The following is a 17,297-nucleotide window of genomic DNA, read 5'->3' on the forward strand; positions in this document are numbered from 1 at the left end:
AAAATGGGAGTAGAAAAAATTACAGCAGCGTTTGAAAATGGTAAGAAAGCATTTATTCCGTACGTAATGGGCGGAGATGGTGGCCTTGAAAAATTAAAAGAAAGAATTCGTTTTTTAGACGAAGCAGGAGCAAGCATCGTTGAAATCGGTATTCCGTTTTCAGATCCAGTCGCAGACGGTCCAACGATTCAAAGAGCAGGGAAAAGAGCGCTAGATAGCGGCGTAACAGTAAAAGGCATTTTTCAAGCATTAATAGAGGTAAGGAAAGAAGTACAAATTCCATTCGTACTCATGACATATTTAAATCCAGTACTCGCATTCGGAAAAGAACGATTTATCGAAAACTGTATAGAAGCAGGGGTAGACGGTATGATCGTTCCGGATTTACCGTATGAAGAACAAAATATTATTGCACCGTTACTTCGAGAGGCAAACATTGCGCTAATTCCACTCGTTACAGTAACGAGCCCAATTGAGCGAATCGAAAAAATTACGAGTGAATCAGAAGGATTCGTCTACGCCGTTACAGTAGCGGGCGTAACAGGAGTACGTCAAAACTTTAAAGGTGAGATTCATAGTTACTTAGAAAAAGTAAAATCCCATACACATTTACCGGTCGTGGCAGGGTTCGGTATTTCAACAAAGGAACATGTAGAAGAAATGATTACAATATGTGATGGAGTTGTCGTTGGAAGTAAAGTCATTGAGCTGTTAGAAAATGAAAAGCGAGAAGAAATATGTGAATTAATACAGGCAACAAAACAAAAAGAAGAGGCATAAGTCTCTTCTTTTTGTTTTACGTAATAAATGTTAAAATATACAGAAAATACATATAACTTAGAGGGTGAGAAAGCATGCTAAGACGGAAACTACTATATCTTCTTTTAACTGTACCACTATACGCTTGGCTCATTAGCATGACGAAAATAGAGGTGATGGCTCTATTTTTAGGATATGTATTCATTTTTTCCAACTTAAATCGTATTCAAGAGCAATCTATTTTAGAAATATGTATATTTTCGATTAGTATAGAACTATTTAGTATCGTTTCGATTGTATTATTAAACGAATTATTTCGCTGGATCCATTCATTTGAATTAATGAAATTTGGAAATGTTGTATTGCAAGTAATATGTGCTTATATTGTGTTTGTTGTGTTAGACAAAATAATCAGGCAGCAGAGCGTTTTTCAGGATAAAAGAAAATGGGAGTGAAAGGAGCCGTTTGGCTCCTTTTTTGAATCTGTTATAAAAACAATTGAAAAATATGAAATCTGTTATATAATAGTTAAAAATTGTATTTTTAATGAAAAGAGATGATAACATGGCCATATTGTTGGCACTTATCCCAATTATGATGATTTTTATTTGTTTATTTTTATTTAAACAAACGTCGTTACGGTCCTCGTTAATTGCTTACGTTGTGTCTGTTGGAATCGTTTTACTCTCGCCAACGTTTCAATTAGGGATAAGTGAAACTGTGCACGCAACGATTAAAGGTTGGTTAATTTGTTTTATTGTCGGGTACGTTTTGTTTTTCGGTATTTTTTTATTTCACCTCATGAACAAAATGGGGTACATCGATCAAGTAGCGCGTTTTTTAGAAGAAGTGACGCACGATCGTTTATTACAAATGCTCCTTATGTGTTTTGGTATTTGCCCACTAATTGAATCAGTAAGTGGATTCGGAATTGGTTTCATGGTTGCAGCACCTATCTTTCTCTCATTAGGCTATAAACCGTTTCAAGCTGTACTACTTTCATTTATTGGTTTACTAGCTAGTTCATGGGGCGCAATGGCAACTGGTACGATTATCGGTTCGCAGCTTATAAATATGCCGCTTACAACACTTGGCACAAATACGGCACTACTAAGCATTCCGATGTTTGTTTATTTCGTCATTCTTTCTTTGCACGTTGTTGGTGGCTGGCAGGCCGTTATGGAAAAGTGGAAGGAAGGATTTGGTTTCTTTCTATTATTCTCTCTCGGAATCTATCTTTCTAACGCATACGTAAGTGTTGAACTAGCCGGTATATTAAGTTCTATCGTTACAATTACATTTGGCTTTCTTATCATTAAAGTAAAAGGGAAAAATGAACAAAATCTAATAACAGAACATGCTGCGGCAACGGAAAGAGAAGTATCTATTATAAAAATAATTAGCCCTTATATATTTTTAACTGTTTGTATTTTACTTTCTCGCCTCGTACCAGCATTACATGATGTATTCAGATCATATGCAGTCCTTGATTTAAAATCATACTCTTATAAACTGGAGCTACTATATTCACCAGGATTTTGGCTCGGTATGACTTGCTTATTTACTATTATTTTCTTCCGCATTCCATCTCATATTATTAAACAATCACTCTCGCAAACGATAAAGCAATGGATTCCATTTGCAATTACGACGACAATGTTTATCGCTATTTCAGAACTAATGGGTGAATCTGGCATGCATTCATTACTGGCAAAAACAGCTGGTGAAACATTCGGTACATTTTTCGTTTTCGTTGCTCCGTTTATCGGTGGAATTGGTGGCTTTTTAACAGGGAGTAACGCAGGATCAAATGCGATGTTTATAAAACTACAAATGCAAACAGCACAAAACGTAGCACTCCCGTGGCAATACGTCACAACGCTGCAAAACACTGCATCATCAGTAGCGACAATCGCTTGCCCGTCACGGATTACACTAGGTGCGTACTTATGTAATATACCGTATCGTGAAAATGAACTATTAAAGAAGACGACGTTAATGATTTTTGGTGCAATTTTGCTCGTAGTGGTAGAGGTTATTGTTTGGTATATGTTGAGAAATTAAAAATCCTCCTAGCGTAGGAGGATTTTTTTATCTTTTTCGGCAAGAAGACTCCATCTGATTTGTGTTACGGGTGAAACCCAACAATTCAGGTGGAGATGAATTGCCGTCAGTCAATAAGGCTGAACTCTTTTGTTTCGCTTTTAACAATTTTCCCGGGGGAATGTTTGTTTCTTTTTGTCTTACGATATGTCGGAAATAAGGAGGGAATATATCTTAAGATAACGAAATTGGATAATCATAATCCTTTTGTTACTTGCACCAAAAGGAATGAATAAGTTAATTCTTTAAGAAAGGTGGTGAAAACAATGGCTAAAAAGAAAGCGGTGAAAGTATTACGGAAACAAAAGAAAAGAGAAACGCTGCAACGATTCACGCAGAAACAAAATATCGGACGAGCTGGTCTTACGGCTAAAGAATTTCGTTTACTTCAGCGTATGTCACATAGTTCAAAAGCGTTGCGAAATGTTGGATTGTATACGATGAAACAAAGTTACCTGAATCATAACAGGATGGCTACTGTAAAAGAAGTGGACACTGCCATGCAAGCCGATATGAATTACTGGGGCATGCAATCAAACTCTGTCCAAGCGATTCGTAGAGCCTTATATGCAGAAGTAAAAAGCTTTTTTAAAGCAATGGAACAGTGGAAGAAAAATCCTGAGAAGTTCACAGGTCGTCCTAAGTTTCCGAATTATTCTCGTTCCACTGATAAACGAATTATTGAAATCTATCAAGTTCCAAAAGTGGATGAGAACGGGTATTGGATGATTCCGATGAATGTTGCATTCAGAAAAAAATTCGGTTCCATTAAAATACGTATGCCTAAAAATATAAGAAATAAAAAAATCTCCTACATTGAGATTGTACCGAAGCAAAAAGGTCGGTTCTTTGAGGTGCATTATACATATGAAATGCACGTTTCTCAAATGAAGCAACAATCCACGACTACGAGTAACGCTTTGAGTTGCGATTTAGGTGTAGATAGATTAGTAAGTTGCGTAACCAATACAGGTGATGCATTTTTAATTGATGGTAAAAAATTAAAATCCATTAACCAGTACTTCAATAAAATGATATGTAATTTACAGCAAAAAAATCTTGAAAACGGAATCTCAAAACGCGTTGTAACGAATACAATGGCTGTACTTTGGCATAAACGGGAACGACAAATAAACGGTTATATTTCACAAACTGTAGGTCTGTTGTTCAAAAAAGTGAAAGCATTTGGCATAGATACAATTGTCGTAGGGTATAACGCTGGCTGGAAACAAAAATCTGATATGGGAAAAAAGAATAATCAAAAGTTTGTTCAAATCCCGTTTCATAAACTGATTGCGGCAATTGAGAATAAATGTATAAAAGAAGGTATCCGATTTTTGAAACAAGAAGAAAGCTATACTTCAAAAGCTAGTTTTCTTGATAAAGATCCGGTTCCGGTTTGGTCTAAGGATGATAAGACCCATTATTACTTTAGTGGCAAACGAATCACGCGCGGTCTGTACCAAAGTAAATCAGGGAAATGTATTCACGCTGATATTAATGGTGCGCTGAATACATTGGAAAAATCAAGAGTGGTAGAATGGGATGACAATCTCAAAGTGAAAACGCCGATTCTATTAGAAGTGCAAAAACGTAAGGTTGTTGCTTCGCGCATAGCTTAGTGGGTGCGTCAACCATCCATGTGTACTCGACTTGTCGAGGCTTGTAGCACACGCCAGATTCATCTGAGTGGTGGCTTCTTTTATAAGGAAGAACTGCTCTTTTTCGAAAGGGTGGTGCAAGTGGGAAAACGATAGTTCGTTGCCAGTACCAACCAAAAACATACTTGGGGTGTTACCATATGGTAGCATGAATGCTAGAGCGTCAAACTGTCTAGCGATAGACGAAAAGACCTAGTGTTCTAACTCAAGCCCCCACTGAAATGTTTTATCTCAGTGGGGGTAGTTGACGATTGGATAATGTTTTAAATATGTAAAGCTTCTACTAAATGAATAGGAGATGAAATGTATGCCCCTAAAAAACTACGGTGTATTAAAAGGTACAGTTATACAATCAAAGATTGGAAAAGGGAGAACACCTCATTATCAAGTTCATTTACAAGGCGAAGCAGAAGTAGAGTATCGTATTGCAATTAACGTAAAGTCGCAAAGTTATCCGTCAGAAGTTTTATATTTTGCGAGTAACGATATTCGGTCAGAGGCGATTCAAATTTTACCGACATTACCATTCGGTTTTACCGAAATAAAAAACAATGAACCGAAAGTAGCGTTAGACTATGTAAGAGGTAATGTATTTGATTCGAAGCAAATGATTCCTTTACCTGCTGAAAAAGCAGGAGTTGATAATGACTTAAATGAAAAAATAGAACGTTATATAAAACGAGCGATAGAAGAAAAAGCAATTATTTACGCGTTCGGTGAAAGATGGGGACCAGAAGAAAATACACCAGATTCTTACTTTCATTTTGAACCAGGAAACGGGATACACGATATTCATATGAATCAAGGGAATGTAGAGAAATGGAAAGGTGATAATGGTATATGGCAAGACGGAGGTATACTCATTCACTTCGAAAAGGAAGAAGAATGGATGGGTATCTTCCTTGCCTTCCAGTCGCAGTCATGGTGTACAGATGAAGAAGGACATGCCCGTGTGCCGGTTGAGCATTGTGATTATAAAGGGAATAATTGAGGAAAGGAGGGCGTTCAAAACGAACGCCCTCCTCTTATTTTATAAAATCCAAAACTAACAAGTGTAGAAATACAAGAAAATAGCAGTGCCACACTAGAAAATGCAATGAGGTACATATTATATTTCATCACTTTGCCAATTAGCTGATTACTGTTGTATTGAAATAGTCCTGCGATTATATTGAATAAAAATAATACGATAAACATGACGATCACACCGTCTATTGATCCTTTAATATCTGGTTTACTTAAAGCGATATGTGCAGAAATACAAATGGCGATAAATAAAAATAGCCAAAAGGAAGGATTCAATACATTACTTATTGTAAATAGGCTTTTCAATAATACAAACGTCGACAAGAGCATGTTTTGAACCATTTCTATATTAATAGAAGTAGAAGTAATTGTTTTTTCGAGAGTTGTATTAAATAAAAAGTATGAATTTGGTACGAAATAGCGCATTAAAAGGATTAATGCAGTGATACCGGAAATAATAGGACCGATTCCAATGAAGAAGTTCCCAATTCGTTGATATACACTTTTTTGATTGTATTGATGTTGTACGTAGCCTAAAGCACCTTGACTTGTATCTGTTGGGAAAAACTGCGTTGCTACAATTTTATGACGAAATAGTACACACATAATGGCATGACCAAGTTCGTGAATAGGGACACCAATCCAAGCTGTTAAAAGGAATCTTTTTCTCCCGAAAGCTCTCGACCAATACATGCGTGTGAGAGATTCTAAATAGCCTAATAGAAATCCAATTACAATGATAACGCCAATTAAAGAAAATAATTGGATTACGCTTGTAAGGAGTATTTGAAAAATTGAGTTTACCAATTCCATTGCCAGTCATCCAATCTGTTAAAAATGTTATTTGTTCTGTTTCATAATAGCATTATTTTTCAAGATTGCTAGCACATATATTTCTTTTGAAAGAAGGATTTCAGAATCTTTTTCTTGTAGTCATGTTTTATGTACAAAGTCATATATTGAATTTGTAACACCCTATATGGTATATGCTCAAGGAGGGATAAGAGAATGAAATGTCCGGCGTGTCAGACGGAAAATGCAGCAGAGGCAAAGTTTTGTGGGAATTGTGGACATTCGTTGACGGAGGAAGTAGTAGCGAGTGGTGCACAGGAAGAAGATGAGCAACAAGCGCGCGCGACACAAGCAAAGGAAACTCGACCAAATGAAACGGTAGAGCAAGCGAAGCGGTTTGCAAGTGGCTATTTTCAGTTCTTTAAACACGCATTACAAACACCGACAGCGATTATGAAAAGTGGAAATGTTGAAGTACGAAATGGAATTACAAGCCTTGTACTTATTTGTTTTTTAGGAGCGTGTATTTTTTATAGAATAATGAGCGCAGCGGCGAATGTTACAAGAACATTTGCACCGGATGTATCTACGCCTTCTTTCTTTGGAGAGTCTATAAAAGTCTTTTTATTTTTACTAATTTTAACTTTATTTGTCGGATTTATTATTTTTGTAAGTGGGAAGATGATGAAATCATCTTTTTCGTTTCTTGAAGTATTCGGTATATGGGGGACGATAGCGACGCCAGCTATTGTGATATTAGTTCTTTCTTTTCTTTTTAGTTTTCTATTAATCTTTTTCTTACCGTTATTCCTATCGGTAGCTACAACTTATACGGCAATTAGTATAATTGTAGCTATAGTAAAACTAGATAATGGTGGATTAGATCTTGTTTACACTCTTCTTATCGCAAATGTTTTAAACGGAATCGCAATATGGATTATATTCTGGTCTTACTTTAACATGATAATTCAAACATTTACGGGAGGATTAACTGGCTTCTAACGAAAAGGTGGTTGAATGGATGAATGTATGTACAAAGTGTGGGACTCAGCTTGAAGACGGTGTGCAATTTTGTCAAAACTGCGGTAAGAAGAGGGAGAACCCTGTAATAAAGAAGAAAATGAGCAGCGGTACAAAAGTTGGCATTACACTTTTAGTACTACTTGTTATAGCGATTGTCGGTTTGTATGTATATGGATCGTCGTATTATACGCAGACTGCGCAAGTAGACCGGATGATTACTATTGTACAAGAGCGGGACGGGGAGAAGTTAGCTGAAATCGTCACGGCAGATGATCCATCAGTTATTGTAACGAGAGAGAGTTTAATGCCACTATTTTCGTATATAAAAGAAACCCCATCTTACGTGAATGAATTGAAAGAATATTTGAGGCAAGGTGAAAAACGAGGGGACGGAACCGAAAGAGCAGATTTTTCGTTAACGAAAGACGGGAAGTATTTCTTTTTATTTGATCGGTATAAATTGAAAGCGAAGACATACTATACGACTTTACTTTCAAGTGAAAAAGGTACATCTTTAAAAATGAACGGAAAAGAAATTGATAAAACAGATGATAAAAAGTTTGAGAAGCAATATGGGCCGTTTCTTCCAGGAGCTCAAGTGTTTCAATCAGAATATAAAAATGATTATGTAAAACTATCACGTGAAGAAAAGGTTGTACTTATGAAACAAGGTCAAAATAACGTAACGATAGATTTAACGTTGCAAGGGCAATATATTACAGTGCAAACGAATGCACCTGGTGCAACATTGTACGTGAATCAAAAACCAGTCACAGCGCTAGCGGGAGAAGAAATTACGTGGGGACCGGTAGCAACTGATGGAAGTGCGACGATTTATTTAGAACGAAATGGAGAAAATGGAAGGGAAACGACGAAGGTAGAAACGGTAACGGCACTTCCTTCTTATAATCTTCCATTCCAAAAGCAAAGTACAGAAAAAACAGTTGTTTATAATGTTACTCCAGCGCCCACGACTCGGTATGTATATAATGGTTTCATCTTCCCGGATAGTGATATTCGAAAATTAACGAGTGCAGACTTAACATATTTATCGAAAGAACAGTTGAAAATTGCTAGAAACGAAATATACGCAAGGCATGGACATATGTTTCAAACGAAAGATATGCAAGCGTACTTTTCAAACCAGTCTTGGTATAGGGAAAATCCGTATTTTACAGGAAAGCTAACAGATATTGAATCTTATAATGCTGAACTCATCAAATCAAGAGAATAAAACACGTGAAAAAGGTACAGTGCATAACTGTACCTTTTCTATGGTTTTTTAGCTGGACCAGGATCCCTTGAGAAAAAGATATGAAAGAGGAATGTGACTTTACTTGCTCCTCCTGATGTGCTTGCTTGCACATCAGATAATGCACTAGATGTTAAAACACCTTCAGAATGAGGCGGTACGACTATTTTGAGGGCATCATCTGATTCTGATGATGCAGTAACTGTTATTGTATCATCAGATAAGTTCAAAATTTTTATAGTACCGATTGGTAAGATGGACTTGCCAGCGTGTGATGCTGAAGCGAAGTGAGAGCCTTTCCAAATCGTTTGTGCGAAAGTCTCATCATTAGATAACCAAGCGCGAGCGCTGTATAATGTTGCATTAATAGAAAATTCTTGATCAAGCGAGACGGCGGGTTTCGGTTCTTGCGGTTCCTCTGGAGTTTGGGCGAGAAGGCCGGCACACATACATGTTTCACCTCTACTTTCGATTATTACTGTTATAGCATATTAAATATGTTGTTTATAAGACACGACAGCTACCTGGTAAGGCATAGATTTGTGCACCAAATTTGAAGATGAAATTCTCTTTCTTTACAATGGAAGTAGGTGTTATTTCTATAAAATATGGAAAACGTAAAGAGTATGTAAAAAAGAAGGAGTGGTAAAGTGAACTATGTCATTATTGGCGGAGATGCAGCTGGTATGAGCGCAGCGATGCAAATTGTTAGAAACGATGAAACTGCAAATGTTGTGACGTTAGAAAAAGGTGAAATTTATTCGTACGCGCAGTGTGGTTTACCATATGTCATTAGTGGTGCTATCGCTTCTACGGAAAAATTAATTGCGCGTAATGTAAAGACGTTTCGTGATAAATATGGGATTGATGCGAAAGTACGACATGAAGTAACGAAAGTAGATACGGAAAAGAAAATGGTGTACGCAGAGCATACGAAGACGAAAGATGTTTTTGAATTTCCGTACGATCGTTTATTAATTGCGACTGGAGTGCATCCTGTTATGCCAGAATGGGAAGGGCGAGATTTGCAAGGCGTTCACCTTTTAAAAACAATTCCGGATGCTGAGCGCATATTAAAAACATTAGAAACGAATAAAGTTGAGGATGTAACCATTATTGGCGGCGGTGCGATTGGGCTGGAGATGGCAGAAACATTCGTCGAACTTGGTAAGAAAGTAAGAATGATTGAGCGAAATGATCATATCGGTACGATTTACGATGCAGATATGGCTGCATATATACATAAAGAAGCAGGGAAACATAATATTGAAATTTTAACGAATGAAAATGTAAAAGCATTTAAAGGAAATGAAAGAGTGGAACAAATTGAAACGGATAAAGGAACGTATAAAGCAGATCTTGTTTTAGTGTCGGTTGGAGTGAAGCCAAATACTGATTTTCTTGAAGGAACAAATATACGTACAAATTATAAAGGGGCAATCGAAGTAAATGCATATATGCAAACGAATGTGCAGGACGTATATGCAGCTGGTGATTGCGCAACACATTACCACGTTATAAAAGAAATTCATGACCATATCCCGCTAGGAACGACTGCGAATAAACAAGGGCGACTCGCTGGACTGAATATGCTTGATAAGCGAAGGGCTTTTAAAGGTACGTTAGGTACAGGTATTATTAAATTTATGGATTTGACGCTGGCAAGAACAGGCTTAAATGAAAAAGAAGCAAAAGGGTTACATATCCCGTATAAAACAGTCAAAGTAGATTCTACAAATATGGCGGGCTATTATCCAAATGCCAAACCACTTTATTTGAAATTACTATATCGCTCTGATACGAAACAACTATTAGGCGGACAAGTAATTGGAGAAGAAGGTGTAGATAAACGAATTGATGTGATCGCAATGGCACTTTTTAATAAAATGAGTATTCACGAGTTAGAAGATGTTGATTTGAGTTACGCACCACCATATAACAGCGTTTGGGATCCAATTCAGCAAGCGGCAAGGCGAGCGGAATAGCACTTTTTAAGTGCTATTTTTTTCGTTAAAGGGGAATCATTATTTTTGTCGAATGAAGAGAATTGGAAATAGTTACGTACAAGGAAGGGGATCATTAAAAATGTTTGTAACACTGCAAACAGTTCAAGAATCAGAAAAAGAAATATTGCGTAATTTGTATGCACTATATCTTCATGACCTCTCGACATTCACTCTTAATATAACGATTGGGGAAAATGGATTTTTTGAATACGAAGATTTGCACATGTTTTGGGAAAATGATGGAATCACTCCGTATTTTATAAAAGCTGAAAATAGTATTGTAGGATTTTTATTATTGTTGGAACGCCCGTTTTTGAAGAAGGAAAACGACTTTAGCATAAATGACATTTTCATATTGAATCAGTACAAAGGAAAAGGAATCGGTAAACAAGTTATTGAGAATGTATTAAAAGAGAAACGAGGGCAGTATTTCGTTATCGAACTTGTGAAAAATGTACCAGCAGTTTCTTTTTGGAAGAAAGTATATAGGGAGCTAAACATCGAATTTGATGAGAAAAAACAGTTAATCGATGATGAAGAATGTCTCGTTCAAACGTTTAAAATATAATGAAATCGATGCTCCTAGTATATTACTTTGAAATTTAACTTTATTTCGAATATACCATTCGCCCTTGAAAACATAGTACTTATCGCTTATATTTTCATATAGTATTTATTTTTAAATAAAGCAATGAACGAACCAGGGGGCACAGTATGGCAATTAACATGAAAACAATCGAAGAATGGATTGCTGAATCAAACGCAAGACAAGAAGAAGACTTTGGACATGTTGTGGAAGAGATGAAAGAAGTATGCGTCGGACTTGATAATGCGACATTAATTTATACGAAAAATGTATTTTGTTTCGGTAAGAAAGTAGAAGTATTATTCTTCTTCCAAGACCATGTCGTGATCGGACAAGAAAAAGACGAATATATTGAAATTGAAAAACTAAAGTATGATGCCATTACAAATAGCAACTTAAAAACAAATGACAAAAACACAACGTTAGAATTAAAGTTTGCTAACGGACAATCTATCAATTTAGATAGTTTAAATGATAACTACGGTACGAAAAATTGGTTATTCGCGAGACAAATTAAGAGTATTTTTAAATTAATCTAGTAAAAAAGCACGCCGTCCACCGGCGTGCTTCTAATTACGTAAATCCCCTTTTAGCCAATTCCGCGCCCGATACGCTCCAACAGGAATTTGAATGAGAGACGTTTCATTTTCCACATCTATCCCGTACAACTGATCACATGAATTTGTATCAAAACTTAGTAATGGATGCCCGCCCATTCCCATCGCGGTTGCGGCGAAAACGAGTTTATGAACGAGTATACCAGCTTCCATTTGGTGAATACGGTATCCTCTATAGCCTAATGCACGTGTATAGTAATCTTTCTTTCCGACCACATGTAGGCAAAGTGGTACTTGAAAAAGATTTACGTTATCCATTGTCATACTGGATTGAAGGGGATAACGAAGGTCTCCATATCGAAGTGGCTGTATGGAATGTGATTTACTGTTATAAGAATAAGCGCCGTTTTCTATATCTTTTACGTTATAAAAACATCCATATAAGGAGACTCGTGCATTTTCATTTACATACTGACCATCAAGATCGTTGTAATAAGGGAAGGAGAGGCTCGCTTCTTGTAGTAAAGTAGCGAGCTCTGCTGCATCCCATTTCGTTAAAGTAAAGTCAGCGTCAGGGGAATATCGTTCTTTACAAAGTTGTAAGAAATCATACGATAATCGCTCTACTTTCGGCAACTGTACAGCGTGCGCATGATGTTGATAGTGCTCTTCATGATGTAGTGTTTGGAAGTGTGCTGTCGATTCGATCATAGAAGCTTCATTTATTTTTGTTATCATAGGATGTTTATCTACTTGCTGTGATCGAACGAAATGTTCGTGTGCTAACGGCGGAAATTGCTGCAGTAATTCATGAGAAGTAACCGTGTTAGTATCATGATCACCATTGTGAAACCAATCATTTTGCGGTTCTGTACTTAAAGGAACAATGGCATACACACTTTCTTCGCCTTCTGACAGTCCGAGTAAATGATTGATTGCACGGTCTAGAAACTGAAAATATACGCCATTTGTGTAACCGAATTGTTTGGCACATGCAAGTAATTGACCGATGAGAACACCACTATCTAGTCCTTGAAGACGATATGAAAAATTATTGTATTTAAAGAAGTTTTTCCAAAACATAGTGGATACGAATGCAGCACCAAAACAAGACTGTATGTTACAACGATTGCCGAGTGCTTCCGAAAGATAAGAATCGAAATTTCCTTCGCGAAGTAAAATAAGTCGGTGGTGCGCAGCGTCGTAATGGTAAATACCGTCTGGATAGTCATCAATCTTTAAATATATATACAATTCATTTGGATATAAAGCGCCGCCTGAAGGGATAGATCTTCGGAATAAAATTTTCTCGCTATTTAGCTGACATAATTGTGTTAAACCAAATGAGGCCCAAAGGTAATGACCAATCTCCTTCAAAGTAGGTGTAGTAGAAGAGTTAGGTAAAGACAATGGTATTTCTAAAGGGAGAGGGATGACAGGTACGTTTCGATATAGTTTATAATGAAGTGGTGCATCCTCCCAGTCCACTTCATTGTTCGGCATAATTTCGTCTATAGAAAAATGGAGATGATGTAAAAAAGTACCCAGCTGCATAGAATCCCCTCCTTTACTATGGAAACGGGTGCGGATGTGGATTTAATTGTTCATTCGTTAAAGGCTCAGCACTATATCCAAGCGTCATGGGTACGGTATACACTCTATCTAGCCCTGTAACACGAGTGAGATGGTGACCGAACGTCATCGGTAGCATGCCTGGAACAATGACTTTTACACAATGTAATCCGTTTTTTTCTATAAGAGGTACTGTTTGATCTACAACGATTACTTCAAGTCCAGCTTGTTCTAGGCGGTTTAAAAGTTGATGAAGATCGGATGTTAAATCTAGATCAAATGATTGTAACCCGTTCATTTCTTGGAACGTTTGCACCGGTGCATCGTCACGTAAAAGGAAGAGAAGACGTTCTTCCGCTTCTTTCAATCCGTACAGCATACTATGGTCTTCCATTTTGTTTACAAGATAAGGATCTTGTAAGCAGTTTTCGTAGTGCTCTCTTTTTTGTTCGAGTTCATCGTCTGTTATTAGTAACATGCCTGCTATTTCATGGATGGCACTCTTTAAAGCGCGGACAGGGTCTAAATGAGAGCCTCCCGCACAAACGACGTTCATTCCATTTTCACGCGTATTTTTCGCGATTACCCATAAGCTTGGGATGCCGTGTTCCATCGTTGCGTTAAAGGCATGCAATTCATAGCCGGTAATCGTGTATAGCCGCTGAATCATTAATTGTAATTCTGTATCATTTGCTGAACTAAGATCAAGGCGGGGGAGAGGTAATTCGGCATACCAAGTGAGCAAAAAGGCGTCACGCTCTACAATTTCTAAAATGCCGTGAAAAATTGCTTCTTCTAAACTACCACCAATAGCACATCCATTTGATGTTTCATATACGTAAGCATCTCGATGACCGAGGCTATAATAAGCGATTGATTCAGGAATTAAAATCGGCCGGTTTTGTAATAAAGAGTAGCCCCATACCCAGTTTTGTTCATAGTCAGGATCAAACGGTTTAAACGGAAAACTATTCCGATTATAATGTTCATTTGTATGTACACCGAGTGAGAGGGGATTCAGTGCATGATCCTCTAACTCACGAAAACTGCCGTGTACATTTGTCTTTTTTCCTCGAGGTGACATACCACAATATCGTTCTAAACCTTCTAAAATAGCAGTCGCTTCACTCATTGCAAATGAATGAGTTCGGCCTGCAACACCTTCATTTCCAAACATTAATGGCATGTTGATAATAACGTCAGCAAATGGTAATAAAGAATGCTGCATTTTTCCGTTTAACATACCGACCCGATAATCTAAATAATCTCTCGTTAAAAATGTGTTTAGTTCATGAATGGAACGACAGCGATACGTTGCTTCGCTTGTTTTTAAGCTCGGTTGTAACGAAATTGCTGCGGCATCTGCCGTATCGTCAGGCAAATTGCTACATACAGGGCAGAGCGGATCGGGAAGAAAAGAATGCCGCGTACATTGCAGTGTTTGTAAATTTAGTAAAATGAGTTCGTTTTCTAAAGAAGAATGGTGATGAGTTAATATTTTCTCTGTTTCTGCACGAATAAGATGGCACATTTGTAACATGCCATTTTGGGTGGCACGTACATCACGTCTTGTGACATTATCTGCCTTTAACGCATATTTCCGCTGTAGTTCCCACATTTCCTGTTGATCAAAGCCAGCGATAAACCGACGTCCATCAGAGCAGTTGGAACAGCCAGTTGCAAGAGGATGAATGTAAGGACCGATAATACCTTCACCAAATGAAGTGAATGCACGTAGCCATGGAATATGATTCGATCGAAACATTAGCTCAGCATCATGATGAAGAGAAGAAGGAGAGCCATCATGTAGTACGAGAGCGAGATGAATATGTTCAGGGAGTTCTTCTGTAAGGCTATGTTGACGAATGATAGAATATTGTTTGCATAGTTGATCATGTACATAGTTTGCAAGTAAGCCATCTCCTATAAGCAATATATTTTGAGTCATAGACTGTCCTCCTTTGCAATTAATACTCCGTACACACCATCTAAGTTCTCTTTCAAAAATGATTCAATAGCTAAATCAAACACGAATGGATAAAAATTATGTTCTTCTAAATGTTGCAAGGCAAGCTGTACAGATTGTGTGCTCGGAATTTCTTCTTCCGCTTGTATTTCTAACCTAAAAGAATCCGTGTCATATAAAATAATAGAGGATTCCGGCAAGATATTAGCTCGGTATGGAGTCTCTTCATTTTGAATATGAAGAAGGGATAGTTGTAGTGCGTTTCGTAACGCTAACGTTGTATTAATATTAGATGCGCCGTACCATCGATCATTTATACCGATCCAAACGACTGGAAAGCTGAGAATCTCTTCACTTACTGCTATTTTAGGTGTTTCATGAATTGTAGCGAGAGCATCGTAATAAAATCTACAATGTTTATCATGAATTTCGGTTAAGTCGACCGTCGTAATTTCTTCTAGCATATGTGATTGTCGCTCATACAATTTGTTATTTAAATGTTGTTGTAGCGCCCGGTATACACCTTCTGTCATCGTTTCTCCAGCGCCAATACCGATATCATTATGTTCTGGAATAAGGCGGTGCATAATTTCTGCTATATATGTTTCAATTCCTGCTAAACCAGCTTCTCGGCGTGCTTCATTATGAGTTAAACCTCCGCAAGTCATAAGAGGCAGGAGGGAAGCAGGACCATCTGATAGTGGAGTAGCTACTTGAATATTGCATTGTGATAACGGTAATTGATATAAATCTTGTTCATCCCATACATGGAATAAACCAGCTTCTTTAGAAGTTAATGAGTCGAAAAAGCGGAATAAATCAGTTGAAGTATGTTGGTTGGACCGATGCTCAAGTTGTTCAGAAAGATTTTCTATCGTATCAATTGTAAAACTTTCATCAGTTGCGAGAGGATGTTTTATAAAAGGATGCCATGCTCCTTCGAGTGTTTCGTAATTTAATAAAAAGAATTGTGGTTCTTTTTCTCGGTAAGAATCATCAGCGACATGCTTAAGTAATTCAAATACAATTATATTTGCTAACATTGCAGATGGAAGTGGTGAAAATGATGCTGATGAATGTTCATTTTGTAAAGTCGTTTCATGTAGCCGGTGCCATGCGGATTCCCAGCATTCTTCATGAGTAGCTGTTACGATAGGACCAGCTATACCAAGTGCTGATAAACAGACGGCTGGTATGAAGTTCTTTCCTATTTCTCTACAAATCGTGTGAACTGCTCTTAAACCTTCAATATCTCCATTTTGAGAAACGTACAAAATCCAGTCGAAAGGCTCGAACACTTCATGTAGGGGACGATCAATTGTCGTATCAATTTCTTGAACAAGTACAGTATCATCAACTTCATATGCAAGTTCTACTAGCTCATGAATGCGGTCGTAATTTGTTTCCTCATAATCTGTAACAAGGTAATGAAAGGTAGGTAATCCTGATTCTAATAAAGAAGCAACTAAGGAAGTAAGCATATCTCCAGAACCAATGATAAGGACGTTTGCCCCGCGATACGTTTCGAATTTTAGAGCGCCTGAATGAGAATCAGCTTCTAAAAATTCAATTTGTGAAGCGTATCTATCAAGTAAGGCGCTATTTAATTCATGAGGTGCATCTTGACTTACATCTCGAACGAAACCATTTTCATATAAAATCTCTCCGATTTCAAATACACGATTTTGATAGGGGAGAGGGAGACCGTCGGTTATTTCTGCTAAAGAGTAATTACCGCTAAACATGGGCATTAATTTTTCAATCCAGTTGTAAATTCCATCACCGTCCATACGAAATGAACTGGCGTTATTTCGAAAATAGACACCCCCGTTTGAATCGGGGAGGAAAAAAGTATCCTTATTTACTTTAAGTTTTGCATCAATTGGAAGGTTATTCATTTTAATCCTCCTTACGTTTTAGGCATACATTATTAGCTTATGTTATGGAATTTGTCCCGTATGAACGCAATAAAAAAAGGCTGTAGAATGATTCAT

At 37.3% G+C, this 17,297-nt stretch carries 15 protein-coding genes; 10 read left to right on the top strand and 5 right to left on the bottom strand.

The genetic code is table 11. The annotated features are described in order from the left end of the window. The first annotated feature begins 3 nt into the window (after positions 1–3). The 5 genes from trpA to PDL00_RS21560 all read left to right on the top strand — a co-directional run bounded on the left by trpA (position 4) and on the right by PDL00_RS21560 (position 5,514). A complete protein-coding gene (gene trpA, locus PDL00_RS21540; RefSeq protein ID WP_061678772.1) occupies positions 4–780 on the top strand; it encodes a tryptophan synthase subunit alpha in 777 nt (258 codons plus the stop codon). A 74-nt stretch (positions 781–854) separates the two neighbouring features. Beyond that, on the top strand, positions 855–1,214 hold the full coding sequence (locus PDL00_RS21545; protein WP_242255527.1) for a DUF4029 domain-containing protein: 360 nt from the start codon (positions 855–857) through the stop codon (positions 1,212–1,214). A gap of 109 nt (positions 1,215–1,323) precedes the next feature. After that, a complete protein-coding gene (locus PDL00_RS21550; protein ID WP_270731081.1) occupies positions 1,324–2,823 on the top strand; it encodes an L-lactate permease in 1,500 nt (499 codons plus the stop codon). A gap of 305 nt (positions 2,824–3,128) precedes the next feature. Continuing rightward, on the top strand, positions 3,129–4,484 hold the full coding sequence (locus PDL00_RS21555) for a transposase (protein ID WP_270731084.1): 1,356 nt from the start codon (positions 3,129–3,131) through the stop codon (positions 4,482–4,484). A gap of 346 nt (positions 4,485–4,830) precedes the next feature. Continuing rightward, entirely contained in the window at positions 4,831–5,514 is a 684-nt protein-coding gene (locus PDL00_RS21560; RefSeq protein ID WP_270731086.1) for a YukJ family protein, read from the top strand. Positions 5,515–5,528: 14 nt separating this feature from the next. On the opposite strand, the gene PDL00_RS21565 is transcribed toward PDL00_RS21560, so the two are convergent. Next, the gene (locus tag PDL00_RS21565; RefSeq protein WP_270731088.1) at positions 5,529–6,362 is read right to left on the bottom strand and encodes a hypothetical protein; all 834 of its coding nucleotides are present in this window, start codon (positions 6,360–6,362) and stop codon (positions 5,529–5,531) included. 195 nt (positions 6,363–6,557) lie between these two features. Between PDL00_RS21565 and PDL00_RS21570 the strand changes: the two genes are divergently transcribed. Both PDL00_RS21570 and PDL00_RS21575 read left to right on the top strand, forming a co-directional pair. Continuing rightward, positions 6,558–7,343: a zinc ribbon domain-containing protein gene (locus tag PDL00_RS21570; RefSeq protein WP_270731090.1), complete on the top strand. Its 786-nt coding sequence runs from the start codon at positions 6,558–6,560 to the stop codon at positions 7,341–7,343. A gap of 19 nt (positions 7,344–7,362) precedes the next feature. Further along, positions 7,363–8,598, top strand: a complete 1,236-nt coding sequence (locus PDL00_RS21575) for a TcaA 3rd/4th domain-containing protein (RefSeq protein WP_270731092.1) — start codon at positions 7,363–7,365, stop codon at positions 8,596–8,598. Positions 8,599–8,636: 38 nt separating this feature from the next. On the opposite strand, the gene PDL00_RS21580 is transcribed toward PDL00_RS21575, so the two are convergent. Beyond that, positions 8,637–9,065: a hypothetical protein gene (locus PDL00_RS21580; protein ID WP_242255520.1), complete on the bottom strand. Its 429-nt coding sequence runs from the start codon at positions 9,063–9,065 to the stop codon at positions 8,637–8,639. Positions 9,066–9,266: 201 nt separating this feature from the next. Between PDL00_RS21580 and PDL00_RS21585 the strand changes: the two genes are divergently transcribed. The 3 genes from PDL00_RS21585 (at position 9,267) to PDL00_RS21595 (ending at position 11,747) form a co-directional block, all read left to right on the top strand. Then, positions 9,267–10,601 carry an FAD-dependent oxidoreductase gene (locus PDL00_RS21585; protein WP_242255519.1) on the top strand — a complete coding sequence of 445 codons (1,335 nt, stop codon included), beginning with the start codon at positions 9,267–9,269 and terminating at the stop codon, positions 10,599–10,601. Positions 10,602–10,701: 100 nt separating this feature from the next. Further along, positions 10,702–11,190, top strand: a complete 489-nt coding sequence (locus PDL00_RS21590; RefSeq protein ID WP_242255517.1) for a GNAT family N-acetyltransferase — start codon at positions 10,702–10,704, stop codon at positions 11,188–11,190. Positions 11,191–11,336: 146 nt separating this feature from the next. Beyond that, positions 11,337–11,747 carry a DUF3908 family protein gene (locus tag PDL00_RS21595; RefSeq protein WP_242255515.1) on the top strand — a complete coding sequence of 137 codons (411 nt, stop codon included), beginning with the start codon at positions 11,337–11,339 and terminating at the stop codon, positions 11,745–11,747. 30 nt (positions 11,748–11,777) lie between these two features. On the opposite strand, the gene PDL00_RS21600 is transcribed toward PDL00_RS21595, so the two are convergent. The 3 genes from PDL00_RS21600 to PDL00_RS21610 are packed head-to-tail and all read right to left on the bottom strand — an operon-like array spanning position 11,778 to position 17,201. After that, positions 11,778–13,319 carry a SagB family peptide dehydrogenase gene (locus PDL00_RS21600; RefSeq protein ID WP_270731096.1) on the bottom strand — a complete coding sequence of 514 codons (1,542 nt, stop codon included), beginning with the start codon at positions 13,317–13,319 and terminating at the stop codon, positions 11,778–11,780. 16 nt (positions 13,320–13,335) lie between these two features. After that, entirely contained in the window at positions 13,336–15,285 is a 1,950-nt protein-coding gene (locus PDL00_RS21605) for a TOMM precursor leader peptide-binding protein (RefSeq protein WP_270731098.1), read from the bottom strand. Further along, positions 15,282–17,201, bottom strand: a complete 1,920-nt coding sequence (locus PDL00_RS21610; protein ID WP_270731100.1) for a putative thiazole-containing bacteriocin maturation protein — start codon at positions 17,199–17,201, stop codon at positions 15,282–15,284. Before PDL00_RS21610 ends, PDL00_RS21605 begins: the two co-directional genes overlap by 4 nt. Positions 17,202–17,297: the final 96 nt, after the last annotated feature.

The sequence above is a fragment of the Bacillus cereus group sp. TH152-1LC genome (assembly GCF_027710505.1).
Lineage (GTDB): Bacteria > Bacillota > Bacilli > Bacillales > Bacillaceae_G > Bacillus_A > Bacillus_A mobilis.